The following is a 16,881-nucleotide window of genomic DNA, read 5'->3' on the forward strand; positions in this document are numbered from 1 at the left end:
GGCCGACGTCGATCGGGCACGGGTCAGGCGGATCGGGTGGCGGGCGGGACGTCCGGTCGGCCGGGACGGCCGGCCGCGGCCGGGCGGTGACCGAGAGCGGGTGGCCAGGCGAGCAGCAGTGCCGTGCCGAGCCCGGCGAGCAGTCCCGCGAGGGAGTAGAGCACGTCGTTGCCCGCCGCCTCGATCGCGGTGTTGCCGGCCAGCGCGGTGAACGGGGCCCCGACCCGCAGCTTGACCATCGCCAGGACCGCGAGGAACAGCATCGTGGGCGCGCCGACGACGGCACCGAGACCACCCAGCGCGTGCCAACGCCACTCCGGGCCGCCGCCCGGCCGGTCCCAGGCCACGAAGGTGATCCCGATCAGCAACGCCGCTCCGAGGAGTATCGCCAGCGGGATGCGCGCCCCGAGCGTCGGCACCCGGAGCAGCACGACCCCGACGGCGGTCAGGCCGGCCAGCGCGGCGACAGACCCACGACGGCCGGAACCGGACGCCGGCGCGGCCGCCAGCGCGCAGCCGGCGGCGAGCGCCACCAGCAGCAGGGCCGTGCTCACCGTCGCCCAGGTCAGTTCGGGCTCCCGGCCGGTCGGTGACTCGATCACGGCGGCCACCAGCGCCGACACCGCAGCGACGCAGGCCGCGGAGACGAGAACCCGGCGGTCCGCGACCGGCGGGTGCCGGCGTACGCCGGGAAGTGCGGCCGTGGCGACGGCCGCGCAGCCGGCGGCGGCCAGCAGGACGGTCGGACCGGCCCCACTGAGGTCGAGGCGGTCGACGGCGACGTCGGCGGCCACCCACAGGCCGCCGAGCACGACGGCGGGGATCGTCTGACGCCGGTCGCCCCGGCCGGCCAGGACCAGACCGAGCACGACGGCCACGATCGCGCTGAAGCGCAGGTCGCGCGCCCAGTAGGTGCCCTCGACCGGCAGCGCCTCGGGCCACGGCCCGATCGGCTCGGTCAGGGGTTGCAGGATGGTCACGCCCAGCGCCCACAGCACCGCCGCGAGGGCGGCGAGCGACAGGCCGGCGATGCGGGTGACGCGCATCCACCGACCGTAGCCGTCGTCGCACCGTCCCGCCGCCCCCGCCGGGCCGACCGCCGCCGGCTCAGACCACGACGAAGCCGAACAGCGCCACGGCCGCCGCCGTGGACAGGCCGACCGAGGTCGCGCGCCGCCAGAGCGCCGCCCCGTGGACCAGCGGCACCTCCCGCCAGCGGTACGCGGCCAGCGCCAACCCCGCCGCCGAGACCCCGACGCCGGGCGGCCAGAGCAGGGCCGGCACCACCGACCAGTCGCCGAGCCGGTGGCCGAGACCGACGTACACCACCGCCCAGACGCTCCCGGCGACCAGGCTCAGCCGGTCCGGGCTCCTGGGGGCAGCGAACAGCAGGGACAGACCGCCGATGAAGGTGAGCAGGAGCGCGAGGCCGGCGCCGGCCCAGGCGGGCAGGGCGCCGCCGCCCTCCCGGTCGGCCTCGTCGCCGCCGACACCGAGCAGTCGCAGGCCGATCGGCTCCACGCCCCGCTCGGTGTTGCCCAGCACGACCACACCCCGGCCGGTGGCCCTCTCGAAGCCCACGTACGACCGGAACCCGCCGGTCGCGCCGTTGTGCCAGACCACCTCCCGGTCGCCGTAGCGGGCGGTGAACCAGCCGTACCCGACGCGGCTGCGCTCGTCCTCGGTGAACCGGGGGGTGGCCGCGTCGGCACCCGGGGCCGTCCCGGTGAGCATCGCGCCGACCAGCCGGGACAGATCCTCGGCGTTCGACCAGATGCCGACGCCCGCCGGGGCGTAGCCGGAGCCGACCCACGGCTCCGGCGAACGCCCGGCCGCCGTGGCGCCCGTCGCGGCGCCGTCCGGCAGCGCCCCGGACCCGGTGACCACCGTCGTGCCGGTCATCCCCAGCGGTCGCAGGACCTCCCGCTCCAGCAGGTCCGGGTACGGGGTGCCGGCCCGACCGGCCAGCGCCTGGCCGAGCAGGGCCATGCCGAAGTTCGAGTAGCCCACCTCACCCCGGTCGTCGCCCGGCTCCTTGTCGGAGGCGGCGGCCACCACGCGGCCGGCGTCCCAGCCGGCGTACGCGTTGCCGGCGGTCAGGTTCGTCCAGAGCACGCGTCCGAACCCGAGCACGCCGTCGACGGCGATCCGGGGCAGGCCGGAACGGTGGCTGGCCAGCTCGGCGAGGGTGACGTCCCGGGCCGGGCCGGTGACCTCCGGCCGGACGGCGCCGAGGGTGTCCTCCGGGCGTACGGCGGCGGCCTGGTCGGCCAGGAGCATCCCGGTCAGCACCTTCCCCACCGAGCCGATCTCGAACGGGGTGGCCGCCTCCACCGGCCCGCCGCCGGGCCCACGGTCGCCGAGGCCGGCCGTGCGGACCTGCCCGTCCTCGATCAACGCGACGGCGAGCCCCCGGTAGCCCTCCCGGTCCCGGACGGCGTCCCGGGCGGCGGCGGCCAGGGCGGCGTCACCGGTGCTCCCGTCGCCCAGCCGGGGCGGGCGGGGCAGGGCGGCGAGCCCGGCGAGCGTGGCCAGCAGCCCGACGATCGCCACGATCACGACCGGCTTGCGCATGGTGTCTCCTCCGTCAGGGGTGGTCGTCCGGGTGGGACGATCCGGACGGGCGGTCAGGGGTGGGGTCAGCGGCGGGCGGCGGCGAGGATCACCAGCAGTGGCACGACCCGCTCCCCGGGCACCGTCCACCGGCCGCGCCCGGCGCTGCGCAGCCACCCGGCAGCCGCGAGCTGGCGCAGGTGGTGGTGCAGCTGACCGGTGGTGCCCAGGCCCTCGATGGCGGCCAGCTCGGCGGTGCCGTGCCGGCCGCCGAGGACCTCGCGCAGCAGCCGCAGCCGCACCGGGTGGGCCAGGGCGCTCAACGTGCCGGCCAGGGCCGTCCAGTCGTCGCCGAGCACCTCGTCGATGGTGTGCCCGTACTGCCAGTCGAGGCGCTGGTCGGCGATCTGGACCGTGCCGGTGTAGAGCAACGCGCCGGTGCTCACGTCGGGAAGTCGCTCCTTCAGCCCTTGGAGCGCCCAGTAGACGTCGGCATCCGGGGCGGCGACCGACCCGACCGCCGTCTCCCGCCCGGTCAGGGCCGCCACCTGGGCCTCCAGCGCGCTGAGCCGCTCCTCCACACTCGCCACGTGCCCAAAGTACGAAAATACGTACCAACGAGCAAACGTACGGGGCTGACCCGGCACGATCGGGCGCCCGAGGCGTATCGGGGATCACCCGCCCGGGCGGTGAGCGGAACCGCCGGGAGGGTAGGCATTCCGGGAGGAAAGGCGACCGGTGCGGGGGAACGTTTCCGCGCCGGACGCCGCCGAGGACGACGGTGAGGAGCCGCAGTGGCGAACACGATTCCCGACATCACCCTGAACGACGGCAACACCATTCCCCAGCTCGGTTTCGGGGTGTTCCAGATCGAGCCGAAGGACACCGTGCGGGCGGTCCGCACCGCGCTGGACCTCGGCTACCGGCACATCGACACCGCGCAGATGTACGGCAACGAGGCCGAGGTCGGCCAGGCGGTGCGCGAATCCGGGCTGGACCGCGACGCGGTCTTCGTCACCAGCAAGCTGAACAACGGCTTCCACCGGCCGGACGACGCCCGCAAGGCGTTCGAGTCGACGCTGTCGGCGTTGAAGATGGACCAGATCGACCTCTTCCTGATCCACTGGCCGCTGCCGACCCTCTACGACGGCGACTTCGCCTCGACGTGGCGGGTGCTGGAGGAGTTCCAGCGCGACGGCCGGGCCCGCTCCATCGGCGTGTCCAACTTCCAGGTGGCCCACCTGGAGCGGCTGGCCGCCGAGACCGGGACGGTGCCGGCGGTGAACCAGATCGAGGTGCACCCGTACTTCGGCAACGAGGAGGTCCGGGCGTACGGCAGGGCCAACGGCATCCCCACCGAGGCGTGGTCGCCGATCGCGCAGGGCAAGGTGCTCGACGACCCGACGCTGGTGGACATCGCCGAGCAGGCCGGCCGTACGGTGGCCCAGGTGGTGCTGCGCTGGCACGTGCAGCGCGGCGACATCGTCTTCCCGAAGTCGACCACGCCGGAGCGGATCGAGGAGAACCTGCGCATCTTCGACTTCGAGCTGGACGACACGGCGATGGAGCGGATCACCGGGCTGGACAAGGGCGAGGCCGGCCGGCAGGGCCCGAACCCGGACACCTTCGACTACGTACCGAGCTGACCCGCCCCGCACCGCCCCCGGGCCGCCCGCCGGCCCGGGGGCGGTGGCGTGCTTGACCTCGAGTGCACTCCAGCAACCAGAGTGCGGGGACGCACGAGAGGAGTTCACCATGCGGTACCGCACCATCGGCACCGACCCGGCGACCCGTCGCCAGGTCAGCGTGCTCAGCCTCGGCGCGATGCTCTTCGGCAGCGTCACCGACGAGGCGACCTCCTACGCGATCCTGGACCGCTACGTCGAGGCCGGCGGCACGTTCGTCGACACGTCGGACAACTACGCGTTCTGGGTCGACGGCGGTCAGGGCGGCCAGAGCGAGGAACTGCTGGGTCGGTGGCGGCGCAGCCGGGGCGTCGGCGACGAGATCGTGGTCGCCACCAAGCTGGGCGCCCGGCCGCTCGCCCCCGGTACCAGCTTCACCGACAACGCCGAAGGGCTGTCGGCGAAGGTGATCCGGGAGTCGGCCGAGCGCAGTCGCGAACGGCTGGGCATGCAACGGCTGGACCTGTTGTACGCGCACGTCGAGGACCGGACGGTCCCGCTGGAGGAGACCGTCGGCGCGTTCGCCGAGCTGGTCACCGAGGGCACGGTGGGCCTGCTCGGGGCGAGCAACTTCCGGGCCTGGCGGCTGGAACGCTCCCGCGCGCTGGCCACGGCGGCCGGCCTGCCCGGCTACGAGGTGCTCCAGTACCACCACAGCTATCTGCACCGGCGCGTCGACCTGCCGAGCGAGCTGGACCCGGACGGTGACCCCGGCTCGGTGGGCCCCGACCTGCTCAGCTATCTGCGGGTCGAGCCGGACCTGGCGCTGGTGGCGTACTCGCCGCTGGTCAAGGGCTCGTACACCCGGCCGGACAAGCCGTTCGGCCCGGCGTACGACCTGCCCAGCGCGCCGGGCCGGCTGGCCGCGCTGCGGGAGGTCGCGGCGGAGACCGGCGCGACGGTCAACCAGGTGGTGCTGGCCTGGCTGATCGGCGGCCGGCCGGCGGCGATCCCGCTGGTCGGCGCGTCCTCGGTGGCGCAGTTGGAGGAGAGCCTGGCGGCGGTGGACCTGGAGCTGACACCGGAGCAGCGCACCCGTCTCGACGCCGCCCGCTGACCACCGGTCAGTCGTTCCCGGTCAGGTCGAGGCGCCAGTCGTTGGCGCGCATGAGCTGCCCGGGCGGGTATTCGAAGTCGGTCGGGCCGAGCAGCGTGAAGCCGACCCGTCGGCAGACCGCGTTGGAGGCCGGGTTGTCCACCGACGGGTAGGCGTGGGCGAAGCGGTGCGTCCGTCGGGCGCGAGCCTCGGCCGCCGCCGCGAGCACCGCGGCGGTGGCCAGGCCCCTGCCCTGGTACGCGGGCAGCACTGCCCACCCCATCTCCCACACCTGTGCACCACGCCACCGGCGTTCCCAGTGGCCGACGCTGCCCACCCGCGTCCCGTCCGGCAGGACGATCACGTACATCCATCCGGTCGGGGCCGGTGTCGACGAGCCGCGCGTAACGGTCGTTGCGGGCGACGACCCGCTCGTCGGTCTCCGGCCCACCGGTGTGCCGGCGCACCTGCGGCGCGTTGAGCTGACGGAGCAGGTCGAGGTCGTCCACACTCCAGGTCACCAGTCGCACCGCGGTCATCCCGTCGTTCCGTTCCGGTCGGTCGCGCCGATTCAAGCAGTGACCGCCGACATACGGGTCGGTCCGCCAGATTCGATCTGGCGGGCCGTCTCGCGCCGAAGGGGTGCGGAACGCCGCGCGAGTGCCGTGCGGCGTCGACCCATCCCGGAACAAGGTGGAGATCATGAGCAGACGCACCACCGGCCTCGCCGTCGAGGCCGAGGGCCTGAAACGGTCGTTCGGCGAGACCCGGGCACTCGACGGGCTCGACCTGCGGGTGCCCGCGGGCACCGTCTACGGGGTGCTCGGCCCGAACGGGGCCGGCAAGACCACGGCGGTACGGGTCCTGGCGACCCTGCTGCGCCCGGACGGCGGCCGGGCCCGGGTCTTCGGCCACGACGTGGTCACCGACGCCGACGCGGTACGCGCCCGGGTCAGCCTCACCGGCCAGTACGCCTCCGTGGACGAGGACCTGACCGGCACCGAGAATCTGGTGCTGCTCGGCCGGCTGCTGGGGCTGGACAAGGTCGCCGCGCGGCGGCGGGCGGAGGCGCTGCTGACCGCGTTCGGCCTGACCGAGGCCGCCGGCCGGCAGGTGAAGAAGTACTCCGGCGGGATGCGCCGGCGGGTGGACATCGCCGCGAGCATCCTGAGCACCCCCGACCTGCTGTTCCTGGACGAGCCGACCACCGGCCTGGACCCGCGCAGCCGCAACCAGGTGTGGGAGATCGTCCGGGCGGTGGTGGCGCACGGCACGACGGTGCTGCTGACCACGCAGTACCTGGACGAGGCCGACCAGCTCGCGGGTCGGATCGCCGTCGTGGACCACGGCCGGGTGATCGCGGAGGGCACCCCGGGCGAGCTGAAGTCGTCGGTGGGCTCGGGCACCGTGCACCTGCGGTTGCGCGACCCCGGCCGGCGGCCCGAGGCGGAACGGCTGCTGCACGCCACGCTCGGCGTTCCGGTGCAGCTCGAGCCGGACCCGGTGGTGCTGACCGCCCGGGTCGGGGGTGACGGCACCGACCTGGAGGCCAGCGAGCAGGCGGCGCGGGCGCTCGGCGAGTTGTCCCGCGCCGGCATCGTGGTCGACGACTTCTCCCTCGGCCAGCCGAGCCTGGACGAGGTGTTCCTGGCCCTGACCGACCACCCCGCCGAGACCGACGGCACCGAGCGGGACGCGCATCTGGAGGCAGCCCGATGACCGACACGACCACCACGACCGGGCGGGCACCCGCGGTCTACGTGCCGTCGGCGGAGGCGTTGGCGACCGTCCTCGCCCCCGGTGCCCGGCCGCCCCGGCCGAGCCCGCTGTCCGCGTCGTTGACCTTCGGCTGGCGGGCCCTGCTGAAGATCAAGCACGTGCCGGAGCAGCTGTTCGACGTCACCGCGTTCCCGATCATCATGGTGCTGATGTTCACGTACCTGTTCGGTGGCGCGCTGGCCGACAGCCCGCGTGACTATCTCCAGTTCTTCCTGCCCGGCATCATGGTCAGCAGCGTTGTCATGATCACGATGTACACCGGGGTCGGGCTGAACGCCGACATCGAGAAGGGTGTCTTCGACCGGATCCGTACGCTGCCGGTCTGGCGGCCGGCCGCCCTGGTCGGCATGATCTTCGGCGACCTGCTGCGCTACGTCCTCGCCGCGACGGTGATGCTGGCCGTGGGACTGGTGCTGGGCTTCCGGCCGGACGGCGGGCCGCTCGGCGTGCTGGCGGGGATCGGCCTGCTGGTGGTCTTCTCGTTCGCGTTCTCCTGGGTGTGGACGTTCTTCGGGCTGGTCCTGCGCAGCGAGAAGTCGGTGATGGGCGTCAGCATGATGGTGCTGTTCCCGCTCACCTTCCTCAGCAACGTCTTCGTGGACCCGGCCACCATGCCGGGTTGGCTCCAGGCGTTCGTCAAGGCCAACCCGGTCACCCACCTGGTGTCGGCGGTCCGCGCCGCGATGGCCGGCACCACGGACATGTCCGCGATCAGCTGGATGCTGGTGTGGAGCGCGGTGTTCGTCGGTGTCTTCGGCACCCTGACGATGTACCGCTACAACCGCCGCTGACCGGCTCCCGGGCGCCGTCGACATCGGCGGCGCCCGGGGCGCGGCGGGGTCACAGCCGCCAGGGCACCGGCGCGGCCGGCTGGTACCGGCAGGAGCTGCCGGTGGAGACGCTGTCCCGCAGGTGCGCGGCGAGCGCCGGGTGCCGGCCGTCGATGCGGCGCAGCGTGTCCCGGATCCGGGCGGTGACCGCCTTGCGGGCCCGCTCCGCCTCGTCACCCAGGCGGCGGGTCCGGCCGGCCAGTCCGGCCGCGGCGCGCAGCTCGTGCAGCAGCGCGGCCCGCTCCGCGTCCAGGGCGGCCACCCGTCGCAGGTCGTCGCGTCCGGCGGCCCGGTCGATCTCGTCGTCGAGGCGTTCCAGGTGCCGCCGGTAGCGGGCCTTCGCCTCGTCGTCCAGCACCGGGTCGCCGCCGAGACGGCGGGCGGCCACCAGCTCCGGGCCGGCGGCGGGGTCGAGCAGCTCGACCGTGGGCACGTCGACGCCCGGCCGGGCCAGCAGCAGGCGCAGGTCGTGCAGGCCCTTCGCGTCCGGCAGGTGCACCACGGTGCCGTCCCAGGCGAGCTCCCAGACCGGGCCGTCCCGGCGGAACGCGTACGCCGGCTGCCCGGTGTCCACCTCAGGGGGTGCCGGCGTCTCGGCGGCGGGCGGCGGACCGGTGTCGCCGAGCCGGGCCCGTACCTGGGCCATGCCCAGCTCACGGGCGTCCCGCAGCACCTCGGCGCGGATCGTGGCCGCCTCGCTCCGATCGCCCGGCCCGTCCCGTCCGGTCAGCGCCTCGACCAGTCCGGCGCGGGCGAGCACCGACCACGGTCGGGACCCCATCCGGTCGGCCGCGTCCCGGGCGGCGGCGAATCCGGCGACCGCCTCGTCCCACCGGCGTCCCGCCGCGTCCACCGCCGCGATCCAGTGGTCGACCGGCCCGCTCAGGTCGCAGCCGAACAACGCCACCAGCCACTGCCCCCGGTAGGGCGCCAGCTCCGCCCGCACCCGGCCGCCGCGCACCGGGTCACCGGACGCGGCGGCGACCTGGGCGGCCAGGCGCAGCCACAGCGGCGACACCGGACGTGGGTACGCCACGCCGGCCGCCTCGATCTCGGCGACCAGCCGGACGGCTTCGGCGTGGTCGCCACGCTCCACCGCGTTGATGCCCCGGAGCAGGGCGACGTACGGGTAGTCGTCCGGGCCCAGCCCGTCGAGCAGGGCGTCGCCCTCGGCGATCCGACCCTGGAGCACCAGCCACGACCACCGCACGTGCTGGCCGAGGAAACCGTGCTCGCCCTCCGGCCAGCAGTCCTGCCGGCCCACCTCGTCGAAGGACACGCCGGCCGCGGCGAAGTCACCCCGGAAGGCGTTGACGATGCCGCCGTCGATCGCCCCGGCCATCCGGTGCCGGGCGGCGCCGCTCTCCGCGGTCCCCCGCACGAACGCGGCCCACTCCGCGAGGTAGCCCGGGTCGCCCAGTTCGAGGAGTGCGACCCAGCGCAACGAGGTGGCCCACAGCACGGTCTCCTCGTCGCCGGCCCGGCGGGCCACGTCCCGGATCTCGGCGGTGATGGCCGCCCGTTCACCGGCGGTGCCCATCCCCCAGGTGGTGTCGTGCAGGGTCCACAGGCTGAACGTCAGCGCCTCGTCGTCGGCACCCCGCCGGGCGAGCTTCTCGGTGACGGTGACCAGGTCGGTGACCACGGTGGGCAGGGACGGCACCTCGTCCGGAACGCCGACGAGCCGCCGGTGCGCCTCGCGCAGCATGGCCTCCGCGTCGTCCGACTGCCCGGCCGGCGTCCAGTGGTGCCGGTGGACCATCAGCGCGACCCGGGCCAGCACCGCCGGGTCGTCCAGCGCCAGGGCGAGAGGTTCGGCCTCGGCGAGCAGCCGACCCGCCTCGTCCCGGCGTCCGGCGTGGTGCAGCAGCGCGGCCAACTCGACCATGATCCGTACCCGCTGGCCCGGGTCGGTCACCACCGTGCCGGCCCGACGCAGGTGCTCGGCGGCCTCCTCCAGCGCCATCCGGCGGCTGGCCTCCCGGGCGGCGACCACCAGCAGGTCGGCCACCCGCCCCGGCGGGAGATCGGGCACGCCGAGCCAGGCGTGCCGGGCCAGGTCGGCGGGGACCAGCTGCTCGGCGAGCACTGTCGAGGTGTCCACCGCCCGCACCACCGCCGCGTGCCGGGCCCGGCGGTCGGCCACCGGCAGTCCGTCGTAGAGCGTCTCCCGCACCAGGTCGTGCACGAACGCGGAACGGCCGGCACCCCGGTCGAGCACCAGCCGGGCCGTCACCGCCCGGTCCAGGTCCCGGTCGACCTGCGCGGCGGGACGGCCCACGGTGGCCGCCAGCAGCCCCCGGTGGAACTCCCGGCCGAGCACCGCGGCGACGGTGAGCGTGTCGACCACCGGTGCCGGCAGCTGCGCCAGCCGCTGCCGGACCACCTCCCGCACACCGGGGGCGACCTGGTCGACCGGTCCCCCGGCGTGCCAGAGCCGGGCGGCCTGCTCGACGAAGAACGGGTTGCCGCCGGTGCGCCGGTGCATCTCGTCGACCAGATCCCCGTCGGGTTCGCGTCCCGCCGTGCGGGCCACCAGCGCGCTCACCTCGTCCCGGGACATGCCGGTCAGGGTCACCGTGGTCGCCTTCGCGGTCAGCGGCACCAGCAGCGGCGCGAGGGGGTGGTCGGTCAGCTCGACCTCGGCGTCGCGGTAGGTGCCCAGCAGCAGCAACCGCTCGAACCAGGTGTGCTGGGCGGCGAACCGCAGCAGCCGCACCGACGCCGGGTCGGCCCAGTGCAGGTCGTCCAGGACGACCACGACCGGCCGGCGCTGGGAGACCGCGACCAGGGCGGTGGTCACCGCGTCGTAGAGGGCGAAAGCCTCGCGTTCGGCGTCGTCGTCCGCCGTCGGCTTCCCGTCGGCGTCCGGACCGGACGTCTCACCGAGGAGCATCGCCAGGGCCGGTTCGGCCACCTCCCGGGCGACCGCCCAGTCGTCGGCGGAGCGTCGCAGCCCGCGGATGACCTGCACCCAGGGCCAGTAGCCGGGCGCGTTGTCCGAGTCCCAGCAGGCCGCGCCGAGCACCAGCGCGCCACGCCGGCGGGCCTCCTCGGCCGCCGCGGTCACCAGCGTGGTCTTGCCGATGCCCGGCTCGCCGGTGACCAGGACCAACCCCCCGTGGCTGTCCAGCACCCGGTCGACCTCGGCGCGCAGGAGGGCGGCCGGATGCTCGCGCCCGATGAGGGCCTCGCCCCGCCGCGGTTCCATGGCTCCGCACGGTAACGGAAAACACCGACAGACTCCCCCGACCAAGGGGCGTCGTACGCGCACCGGCATCCGGGTACGCCCGGACCTCACCACCTTGACCGGAGCCGGCGCCCCCGAACGCGTCGGCTCCGGTCGACCGGCCCGACGTGCGGACCGGTATGCCCCTCGTCACACCGACGCCCGCGCGCCGGTCAGTCTCTCTGACAGGGCGCGACGGGAGGATGTGACCGGATGGACGGGACCGATCTGCTGGCCGAGCGGTTCGAGGCGCACCGGCGCCACCTGCGCGCGGTGGCCTACCGGCTGCTGGGCTCCGCGGGCGACGCCGACGACGCGGTGCAGGAGGCGTGGCTGCGGGCCAGCCGCGCGGGCGCCGACGGGGTGGACAACCTCGGTGGCTGGCTCACCACGATCGTCGCCCGGGTCAGCCTCAACATGCTCCAGTCCCGTAGGGCCCGCCGGGAGGATCCCGCCGACCTGACCCCCGAGGTCGGCACCACCGCGGGCCCGGAGCAGGAGGCCGAGCTGGCCGACTCGGTCGGGGTGGCGCTGCTCGTCGTCCTGGAGACGCTCACCCCCGCCGAACGGCTGGCGTTCGTGCTGCACGACCTGTTCGCCCTGCCGTACGAGGAGATCGGTCCGATCGTCGGGCGGACGCCGACGGCCGCGCGACAGCTCGCCAGCCGCGCGCGCCGCCGGGTCCGGGGGGCCACGGTCGCGCCCGACCCGGTACGCCAGCGGGAGGTCGTCGCCGCGTTCCTCGCCGCGTCGCGCGGTGGCGACTTCGCCGCGCTGCTCGCGCTGCTGGACCCGGAGGTCGTGCTGCGGGCCGACGCCGCCGCGGTCGCGTCCGGGGCGACCCCGGAGGTACGCGGGGCGCACGCCGTCGCCGAGACGTTCTCCGGTCGGGCGCGGGCGGCCCGGCCGGCGCTGGTGGACGGCCTGCCCGGCGCGGCGTGGCTGGTCGGCGGGGAGCCCCGGGTGGTGTTCCGGTTCACCCTCGCCGCGGACCCGGCCGGCGACCGGATCGTGGCCGTCGACCTGATCGCCGACCCGGAGAAGCTCACCCTTCTGTCCCTAACCTTCCTCGACGAGCTATCTTAGGGAGCGATGGGTAATGACATGTACTCGGTCGAGCAGGTCGCGGAGCGGCTGGGGCTGCACGTGCGGACCGTCCGCGGCTACATCCGCTCCGGGCGGCTGCGCGCGGTACGGATCGGCAAGCAGTACCGGATCGCCCGCGCCGACCTCGACGCGCTGACCGGCACGCCCCCACCGGCCCCCGCCACCTCCTCGGTGGAGGTGTCCAGCGTCGTACGCGTGGACGGCGTCGACCGGGCGGCCGCCGACCGGATCGGCACGTTCGTCCTCGCCGCCGTCAACACCGGTCACGACCCTTCGGACCCGCTGCGGGTGCAGACGATCCACGACGAGGAGCGACAACGCATGACGATCATGGTGTTGGGCGGAACCGCCGCCACCGCCGAACTGCTGGGCATGCTGGACGGGGTGCTCGACGGTGTGCTCGGTGGGGCCTCCGCCGTCGACCCGGCCGGGCGCGGCACGGACCCGGCGGCGCCCGGTGGCGGGGACGGGACGGTGCGTGGTGGCTGACGACATCCAGGAGCGGGCCGGCGTACCGGTGCTGGTGTGCGACCCGGACGGCCCGCCGATCGCCACCGAGCAGGACGCGCTGGACCTGATCGGGTCGGCGTTCCTCGGCGCACAGGTGGTGGCGGTCCCCGCCGCCCGGCTGGACCCGCGCTTCTTCTCCCTCGGCAGCCGGTTCGCCGGCGAGGTGATGCAGAAGTTCGTCAACTACCGGTTGCGGCTCGCCGTCGTCGGCGACATCTCCCCGCACCTGGCGGAGTCGTCGGCGCTGCGCGCACTGGTGCAGGAGTCCAACCGGGGCGGCCACGTCTGGTTCCTTCCGGACCTGGACGCCCTCGACGCCCGCCTGACACCCGCCCCGAATCCCTGATCCCTCCCCTTCCGCGATGTCGGGGTGTCCGATCGCGCCGGACACCCCGACATCACTGACTACGCGTGGATCAGGGCCCGAACCGGTGCGACTCAGCGGGCGTCGGTCACCACGTGGGAGCAGGCGGTGCAGGCGGCACGGCCCTGTTCGGCGTACCACCGGCAGGTCCGCCGGATCGCGCAGTGCGGCAGGTCGGTCTCGGCGGGGCCGGCGGTCTCCCGGTACGACGCCACCACCCGCTCGCCCAACCCGCAGTGGTCACCGGTCCAGAAACCGCAGGTCGTGGTGACGCAGGGGCCGGCGAGCCGGTACCGGGACTCCACCGGCGCGTCGGTGCCGGCGGTGGCCAGTGCCACCTCGGCGGGCAGCGCCGGCGTCACGTAGGCGACCCGACCCGCCGGAGTGATCATGCCGAGGAAGACCGTGGCGTTGGCCGCGGGCGTACTCGGGCACATCCGCTCCGGCGAGTCCGATCGGGGGACGGTGTCGGTCACCGCTGCAACCAGAAGCCGATGTCGTTGATCTTCTGGCCGAGGTCCTCGGCGAACGGCCCGTCGATCACCCACAGGCCGTACCACTCGGGGCGCAACTTCAGGTTGCCGTGCCCGAGCGTCAGCGGGTTGGTCAGCTTGGCGCTGGCGACGGAGAGCGCGTTCAGTCCCGCCTTCTGGATCTCACTGCCGATGAGGCGTTGCTGGTCGACGGAGAGGTCGACGCCGTCGACGACGAACCGGAACTCACTGCGTGCCATGCTGTCTCCTCTGTGGTGGCTCAACCGGTCCGCAGCCCACGCCGCAGACTCGCTCTGGTGAAGGCGGCCCAGCCGTCGTACGGCAGGCTCCGCCAGCTGTCGGCACCGGCCGCACGCACGCCCCACAGCTCACGGCAGGCGGTCACCGCGAACGCCACCTGATCGGCGGAGCCGGTGAATCCGGCCGGCCCGTGGGTCACCCGTACGGCGCCGCCGGCCTCGACACCGACCTGCGGGAAGTGGTGGTGCAGGCTGGCCAGGGTCGCCAGGTGCGCGGCGTCGGCGCGACCGGCGGTGAAGGCGTCGAACACGCGGTCCTCGCGCGAGGACCGGATCGCGTGCAGCGTGAACGCTCCGCCGTCCGGGTCGACGTGGCCGGCCACCTCGACCGGCCCGGTCCATTCGGCGGGCGAGTTGGCCGACCAGAACGCCAACCAGGCGGTGAGCCGGCGGTGCAGGTCGGTCTGGAAGCGGGCCGGCCCGGGCCGCAGCGACGCGGTGGCGATCCGGTCCCGGACGACCAGCGCGGTACGGGTCGAGCCGGTCGGGGCGCGGGACACCCCGGCCGGTACGGCGGAGTTCGGAGCGGCGTGGGCGGCGGTCGACCCGGTCACGGTGACCGCCGCCGATGCCGCGGCGGCACCTACCAGGACACGCCTGCGGGACAGGGAGGGAAGCGTCTCGTTCATCGTCCGCCTTTCGGTGACGGCCAGTTCACGAGACGCTACAGACCGGTTTTGATCAGATGAATGGCCTTTCTATCGGGACACCGACATGAATGTCGGTGATCGACGGCGGCGTGAATCCGTTCATTCTGCTGTCGGTCGGATTACCGCCGGACGGGCGTCGGAAGACCGCCACACGTCGTGCCGCAACGCCATCTCGACCTCGTCCGGCCCGGCCCCACGACACCCGCACGGGCAGGTCGGCCGGGTGCCGCGAGGCACCCGGCCGACCGTTGTGGATGGTTATGCGGTGGCGCAGATGGCGTACGACGTGTTGGTCCAGTTGCCGGCCAGCGGGTCCTCCTCGTACGCGCCGGAGGTGTCGGAGGTCGGCGCGACGGCGGCCCCGCCGTTGGGACGGAAGTCGTCCACGACGACCTCACCGGTGGCACCGTTCAGCTCGTAGCCGGCCCCGGTGAGTCGCTTACCGGCCGGGCAGGTCGCGGTGACGCCACGGAAGTCGTTGGAGTTGCTCGGGCTGGTCAGGGACACCCGCACCAGGCCGGCCAGCGGGTTGGCGCAGATCGCGTACGCGGTCAGCGTCCAGCTGCCGGCGAACGCCTCCGCCTCGTACGCGCCCACGGTGACGGCGGTGGGCGCCGCCGCCGGACCGCCGTTGGGACGGAAGTCGTCCACGATCCCCTCACCGGTGACGCCGACCATCTCGTAACCGGTGCCGGTCAGCACCTTGCCGGCCGGGCAGGTCGCCGTGGTGGTGCGGAAGTCGGCCGAGGTGTTCGCGCCGGTCACGGACACCCGGACCAGACCGGCGACCGGGTTGGCGCAGATCGCGTACGCGGTGACCGACCAGTTGCCGGCGAACGGCTCGGCCTCGTACGCGGTCGCGGTGACCGCGGTGGGCGCGACCGCCGGGCCGCCGTTGGGGCGCAGGTCGTCGACGACCGCCTCGCCGGTGGCCCCGTTGATCTCGTAGCCGGTGCCGGTGAGAACCTTGCCGGCCGGGCAGACGGCGGTGACCGTGTGGAAGTCGTTGGAGTTGTTGGCGCTGACGGCGGAGACCCGCACCAGGCCGGGCACCGCCGCGGACGCCGGGCTCGCCGGGACGAGCACGGCCGCGCCGACCAGACCGAGCACGAGTACGGAGGCTCGGACGCCGAACCGTCGGGACACCTTGTGTGGACGCATGACTCTCTCCTGTCTGTGGCCCGGCATCGCCGAGGCCCAATATGACAACGAGTTCACGCTAGGTAGTCGCTTCACCAGGCGATATCCCGAAGACGACTACGTCATGTAACCGACGAGGGCGTAACCAGCCGGCCCGCCGCCTGCCGCGCGCGCCCCTAACGATTGATAAGCATTGATGGGCGCCCCTACCATCTCCACCATGCGTGCCCGTCGCGTCACCCTCGCCGTCGCCCTCGCCGCGCTACTGGGCCCGCTCGCCGTCGGCGCCGCGCGGGCAGCAGACACCCCGGCGCTGAGCACCCCCGGCGCGCCGGTCGTCGTGGTCGACGAGCCGCACCGACTCACCCTCTCCTGGGCCGGCTCCACCTGGGTGGGTGAGCCGGGCGGCGCGGAGCCGATCACGTACGAGGTACAGGCGCAGCTCGGCCCCCACGTCTACCGTGGACTGGGCAGCACCACCGCCACCACCATCACGCTGACCGACCTCGCCCCAGGGGGCGAGTACCGGATCGCGATAAGCGCGCACACCATCGGCGGCTACTCCGACCCGTCCCCGGTCACGCTCGTCCGCACCGCGTACGGGCGGGCCAAGGTCAGCTACCTCAACCTCGACTGGTCACCCACGAACAACCAGATCCAGCACGTTCTCCAGGTCACCAACACCGGCGACGAACCGCTCGACCTGACCACCGTGCGGGTGCGCTACCACCTGCTCTTCGAGGGCGGCAACACCTCCTTGGTGCTGAACTGCGACTGGGCGGCGATGGGCTGCGACCGGACCCGGCGCACGCTGGCGTTCTTCCCGCCGCCCGCGCCACCACCCCCGCCGCCCGGCGGTACGCCATCCCCGACGCCCACCCGCTATCCGCTGCCCGGCACACCGGTCCCCGGCTGGGTGGAGCTGACCTTCACCGAGGGGATCCTCGCCCCCGGCACCTCGACCGGGCCGATCCAGCTTCGCCACCACCGGCACAGCTGGAGCGACATCGACGAACGCGACGACCCGAGCTGGCGCGCGCCCAGCGGCCAGTGGACCGACAACAGCCGGATCACCCTCGACGTCGACGGCGTACGCGAATTCGGCGACACGTACTCCTGAGGTCGAAGGCGGTCCACCCCGCCTGCCCACCCGGCCGGCCGGGTAAGCCGGCATGACGACGGGCGGGGTGCGGTTCGCCCGCACC

The 16,881-nt window shown here is 74.0% G+C and carries 17 protein-coding genes; 8 read left to right on the forward strand and 9 right to left on the reverse strand.

Annotation, left to right across the window (positions count from 1 at the left end; all coding sequences use genetic code 11):
• Positions 1–23: 23 nt before the first annotated feature.
• The 3 genes from D7223_RS08815 to D7223_RS08825 form a co-directional block, all read right to left on the reverse strand.
• Positions 24–1,046, reverse strand: a complete 1,023-nt coding sequence (locus tag D7223_RS08815; protein ID WP_120726884.1) for a hypothetical protein — start codon at positions 1,044–1,046, stop codon at positions 24–26.
• A gap of 61 nt (positions 1,047–1,107) precedes the next feature.
• Positions 1,108–2,574 carry a serine hydrolase domain-containing protein gene (locus D7223_RS08820; RefSeq protein WP_120726886.1) on the reverse strand — a complete coding sequence of 489 codons (1,467 nt, stop codon included), beginning with the start codon at positions 2,572–2,574 and terminating at the stop codon, positions 1,108–1,110.
• Between the two features lie 65 nt (positions 2,575–2,639).
• On the reverse strand, positions 2,640–3,143 hold the full coding sequence (locus D7223_RS08825; protein ID WP_238161723.1) for an ArsR/SmtB family transcription factor: 504 nt from the start codon (positions 3,141–3,143) through the stop codon (positions 2,640–2,642).
• Between the two features lie 204 nt (positions 3,144–3,347).
• Here D7223_RS08825 and D7223_RS08830 point away from each other — a divergent pair, with 204 nt between their 5' ends.
• Together D7223_RS08830 and D7223_RS08835 are read left to right on the forward strand one after the other, a co-directional pair.
• The gene (locus D7223_RS08830) at positions 3,348–4,199 is read left to right on the forward strand and encodes an aldo/keto reductase (RefSeq protein WP_120726890.1); all 852 of its coding nucleotides are present in this window, start codon (positions 3,348–3,350) and stop codon (positions 4,197–4,199) included.
• A 109-nt stretch (positions 4,200–4,308) separates the two neighbouring features.
• The gene (locus tag D7223_RS08835; RefSeq protein ID WP_120726892.1) at positions 4,309–5,295 is read left to right on the forward strand and encodes an aldo/keto reductase; all 987 of its coding nucleotides are present in this window, start codon (positions 4,309–4,311) and stop codon (positions 5,293–5,295) included.
• A 7-nt stretch (positions 5,296–5,302) separates the two neighbouring features.
• On the opposite strand, the gene D7223_RS08840 is transcribed toward D7223_RS08835, so the two are convergent.
• Complete coding sequence (locus D7223_RS08840; protein WP_420330301.1) at positions 5,303–5,644, reverse strand: GNAT family N-acetyltransferase; 342 nt, start codon at positions 5,642–5,644, stop codon at positions 5,303–5,305.
• Between the two features lie 332 nt (positions 5,645–5,976).
• Between D7223_RS08840 and D7223_RS08845 the strand changes: the two genes are divergently transcribed.
• Positions 5,977–6,993 carry an ATP-binding cassette domain-containing protein gene (locus tag D7223_RS08845; protein WP_120727145.1) on the forward strand — a complete coding sequence of 339 codons (1,017 nt, stop codon included), beginning with the start codon at positions 5,977–5,979 and terminating at the stop codon, positions 6,991–6,993.
• Entirely contained in the window at positions 6,990–7,844 is an 855-nt protein-coding gene (locus tag D7223_RS08850) for an ABC transporter permease (RefSeq protein ID WP_120726894.1), read from the forward strand. The genes D7223_RS08845 and D7223_RS08850 overlap by 4 nt, the downstream gene beginning before the upstream one ends.
• A 49-nt stretch (positions 7,845–7,893) precedes the next feature.
• On the opposite strand, the gene D7223_RS08855 is transcribed toward D7223_RS08850, so the two are convergent.
• Positions 7,894–11,094 (reverse strand): ATP-binding protein, encoded by a 3,201-nt coding sequence (locus D7223_RS08855; protein ID WP_120726896.1) that lies wholly within the window; start codon positions 11,092–11,094, stop codon positions 7,894–7,896.
• Between the two features lie 231 nt (positions 11,095–11,325).
• Here D7223_RS08855 and D7223_RS08860 point away from each other — a divergent pair, with 231 nt between their 5' ends.
• From D7223_RS08860 to D7223_RS08870, 3 genes are read left to right on the forward strand one after another with little or no spacing between them, the layout of a single operon-like run.
• Positions 11,326–12,198 (forward strand): sigma-70 family RNA polymerase sigma factor, encoded by an 873-nt coding sequence (locus tag D7223_RS08860; protein WP_120726898.1) that lies wholly within the window; start codon positions 11,326–11,328, stop codon positions 12,196–12,198.
• A 6-nt stretch (positions 12,199–12,204) separates the two neighbouring features.
• Entirely contained in the window at positions 12,205–12,708 is a 504-nt protein-coding gene (locus D7223_RS08865; protein ID WP_238161727.1) for a helix-turn-helix domain-containing protein, read from the forward strand.
• Positions 12,701–13,075 (forward strand): DUF4180 domain-containing protein, encoded by a 375-nt coding sequence (locus D7223_RS08870; RefSeq protein WP_120727147.1) that lies wholly within the window; start codon positions 12,701–12,703, stop codon positions 13,073–13,075. Before D7223_RS08865 ends, D7223_RS08870 begins: the two co-directional genes overlap by 8 nt.
• A gap of 92 nt (positions 13,076–13,167) precedes the next feature.
• On the opposite strand, the gene D7223_RS08875 is transcribed toward D7223_RS08870, so the two are convergent.
• The 4 genes from D7223_RS08875 to D7223_RS08890 form a co-directional block, all read right to left on the reverse strand.
• A complete protein-coding gene (locus tag D7223_RS08875; RefSeq protein WP_238161729.1) occupies positions 13,168–13,569 on the reverse strand; it encodes a hypothetical protein in 402 nt (133 codons plus the stop codon).
• Positions 13,566–13,826, reverse strand: a complete 261-nt coding sequence (locus D7223_RS08880; protein WP_120726902.1) for a hypothetical protein — start codon at positions 13,824–13,826, stop codon at positions 13,566–13,568. The genes D7223_RS08875 and D7223_RS08880 overlap by 4 nt, the downstream gene beginning before the upstream one ends.
• Before the next feature lie 20 nt (positions 13,827–13,846).
• Positions 13,847–14,515 (reverse strand): hypothetical protein, encoded by a 669-nt coding sequence (locus tag D7223_RS08885; protein ID WP_120726904.1) that lies wholly within the window; start codon positions 14,513–14,515, stop codon positions 13,847–13,849.
• Between the two features lie 279 nt (positions 14,516–14,794).
• A complete protein-coding gene (locus D7223_RS08890; RefSeq protein ID WP_120726906.1) occupies positions 14,795–15,697 on the reverse strand; it encodes a hypothetical protein in 903 nt (300 codons plus the stop codon).
• Positions 15,698–15,896: 199 nt separating this feature from the next.
• Between D7223_RS08890 and D7223_RS08895 the strand changes: the two genes are divergently transcribed.
• A complete protein-coding gene (locus tag D7223_RS08895; protein WP_120727151.1) occupies positions 15,897–16,796 on the forward strand; it encodes a cellulose binding domain-containing protein in 900 nt (299 codons plus the stop codon).
• Positions 16,797–16,881: the final 85 nt, after the last annotated feature.

Origin of the sequence: Micromonospora endolithica (genome assembly GCF_003626595.1) — a bacterium.
GTDB classification, from domain to species: Bacteria; Actinomycetota; Actinomycetes; order Mycobacteriales; family Micromonosporaceae; genus Micromonospora; species Micromonospora endolithica.

Excerpts from the sequence above, each read along its gene's own strand:
- D7223_RS08815 (WP_120726884.1), bottom strand. The coding sequence starts at position 1,046 with ATGCGCGTCACCCGCATCGCCGGCCTGTCGCTCGCCGCCCTCGCGGCG.
- D7223_RS08820 (WP_120726886.1), bottom strand. The coding sequence starts at position 2,574 with ATGCGCAAGCCGGTCGTGATCGTGGCGATCGTCGGGCTGCTGGCCACG.
- D7223_RS08835 (WP_120726892.1), top strand. The coding sequence starts at position 4,309 with ATGCGGTACCGCACCATCGGCACCGACCCGGCGACCCGTCGCCAGGTC.
- D7223_RS08840 (WP_420330301.1), bottom strand. The coding sequence starts at position 5,644 with ATGTACGTGATCGTCCTGCCGGACGGGACGCGGGTGGGCAGCGTCGGC.
- D7223_RS08845 (WP_120727145.1), top strand. The coding sequence starts at position 5,977 with ATGAGCAGACGCACCACCGGCCTCGCCGTCGAGGCCGAGGGCCTGAAA.
- D7223_RS08850 (WP_120726894.1), top strand. The coding sequence starts at position 6,990 with ATGACCGACACGACCACCACGACCGGGCGGGCACCCGCGGTCTACGTG.
- D7223_RS08855 (WP_120726896.1), bottom strand. The coding sequence starts at position 11,094 with ATGGAACCGCGGCGGGGCGAGGCCCTCATCGGGCGCGAGCATCCGGCC.
- D7223_RS08860 (WP_120726898.1), top strand. The coding sequence starts at position 11,326 with ATGGACGGGACCGATCTGCTGGCCGAGCGGTTCGAGGCGCACCGGCGC.
- D7223_RS08865 (WP_238161727.1), top strand. The coding sequence starts at position 12,205 with ATGGGTAATGACATGTACTCGGTCGAGCAGGTCGCGGAGCGGCTGGGG.
- D7223_RS08880 (WP_120726902.1), bottom strand. The coding sequence starts at position 13,826 with ATGGCACGCAGTGAGTTCCGGTTCGTCGTCGACGGCGTCGACCTCTCC.
- D7223_RS08885 (WP_120726904.1), bottom strand. The coding sequence starts at position 14,515 with ATGAACGAGACGCTTCCCTCCCTGTCCCGCAGGCGTGTCCTGGTAGGT.
- D7223_RS08890 (WP_120726906.1), bottom strand. The coding sequence starts at position 15,697 with ATGCGTCCACACAAGGTGTCCCGACGGTTCGGCGTCCGAGCCTCCGTA.
- D7223_RS08895 (WP_120727151.1), top strand. The coding sequence starts at position 15,897 with ATGCGTGCCCGTCGCGTCACCCTCGCCGTCGCCCTCGCCGCGCTACTG.